Source organism: Arthrobacter sp. Soil736 (assembly GCF_001428005.1).
In the GTDB taxonomy this organism is placed as follows: Bacteria; Actinomycetota; Actinomycetes; order Actinomycetales; family Micrococcaceae; genus Arthrobacter.
Genome location: NZ_LMSB01000018.1, coordinates 1 through 1707, shown reverse-complemented (window position 1 = coordinate 1707; position 1707 = coordinate 1). Strand labels below are relative to the sequence as shown.

At 58.4% G+C, this 1707-nt stretch carries 1 protein-coding gene and 1 pseudogene; both read right to left on the bottom strand.

From position 1 onward, the window contains the following. Positions 1-193: 193 nt before the first annotated feature. A pseudogene (locus ASG92_RS11910) lies at positions 194-337 on the bottom strand (IS110 family transposase); the annotation flags it as partial. Positions 338-676: 339 nt separating this feature from the next. Then, positions 677-1624 carry a sulfurtransferase gene (locus ASG92_RS11905; protein ID WP_277309026.1) on the bottom strand — a complete coding sequence of 316 codons (948 nt, stop codon included), beginning with the start codon at positions 1622-1624 and terminating at the stop codon, positions 677-679. Positions 1625-1707 lie beyond the last annotated feature (83 nt).

Here is a 1707-nt window from a genome sequence, read left to right as displayed (position 1 = left end):
CGTTGCCATTCTTTGTTGTGCCTTGAAGGGTTGTTGAGACGCACCCACGCGCTCCGCGCAAGCTAATGCCCAAGCCGGGCATTGAACACGAAGGCTTTGATTGAAATGAACGTCGSCGCCTGGGGGAATCATTTCCGCTGCAGTTTCACGCGTCGGGCTGCTGCGGTGGGCGGACAAGGAATCCAGGATCCCCTCGCAGCCGGGCTTCGTGGTTGGGCAGGGCCTTATCGAAGAGCTTCTTCCCCGCACGGTTSAGGGSCACGGCATGGTGACCGGATTTTCCGACGTCCAAACCAATGAATACGTCAATATCCTGCTGATCCAGAATCAGCGCCACACTCGCTCCCTTGTTCGCACGTCACTGTCTGTACTGGCTGGTCAACGGCGGCAGGTGTCGGCATCCACGTTACGAAGGACCGATCGTCGTGCCTGACCCATCATCGTGCCTCTAYCAGCGATCAACTGCCGCCAAGCCGGTACGGTTACAACACCCCCGGATCATGAACGACTGGGGGCAGAAACCATGCGCGGACCGACCGACCAACACACCMTTATGCGGCAACAGGACCCGGGCTACGAAAAAAGGTAACGGGCGGGCTGCTGGTGACTCCTGGCACCAGGCGGCTACTTAGTCAGTTACGGTGCCGAGGCTGGAGGTGCGGGGGTAGACCGCCATCTATGGCTCCGGAGAGACGGTAGCCGAACTACTCACCCAAACAGGATCTTTTAAACCTACCGCTATCGGAGCCTGYACTGMGTTGCCCCATTCGGTCCAGGAGCCGTCGTAGTTCCTCACCYTGTCCATGCCCARCAGGAAAGTCAGGGCAAACCAGGAATGGCTTGAACGCTCRCCAATGCGGCAGTAGGTGATRACTTCATCGTCGGCTCGAAGGCCTACTTCGTTGAAGTAGATCTCCTTCAGTTCCCTTCGCGGCCTGAACGTTCCATTATCCGAAACAGCCCGCGCCCACGGGACATTGCGGGCCCCAGGGATATGCCCGCCGCGGAGGACTCCCTCCTGCGGGTAATCGGGAATTGACGTGCGCTCACCGGTGTATTCCTCAGGGCTGCGGATGTCTATGAGGGGTAGGCCGATGTGTTCCTGGACGTCGCCCTCCTGCGGGTAATCGGGAATTGACGTGCGCTCACCGGTGTATTCCTCAGGGCTGCGGATGTCTATGAGGGGTAGGCCGATGTGTTCCTGGACGTCATTCTTAAACGCCCGGATGGACGTGTCGTCGCGCTTGACTACCGGATACGGCGTTGCGGTCCGAGCGGGCGCGGGCGCGGTCTCGAGAGGACGTCCTTCGGAGATCCACTTTTCACGTCCGCCGTCGAGCAAACGGACGTCAGGATGGCCAAAGAGACTGAATACCCAGAGGGTATAGGCGGCCCACCAGTTGTGCTTGTCACCATAAATGACAACGGTGCTGTCCCGTGAAATACCGCGGGAGGTCATCAGGTTGGCAAATTCCTGGCCCGTCAAATAGTCGCGCATCACCTGGTTGTTCAGGTCTGTATGCCAATCAATTTTCACGGCCGACGGTATATGGCCCACTTCATACAGCAGCGGATCCTCGTCAGACTCCACGATGACAAGCCTTTCGTCGGCCATATGCTGCACAAGCCATTCTCATACAGCAGCGGATCCTCGTCAGACTCCACGATGACAAGCCTTTCGTCGGCCATATGCTGCACAAGCCATTC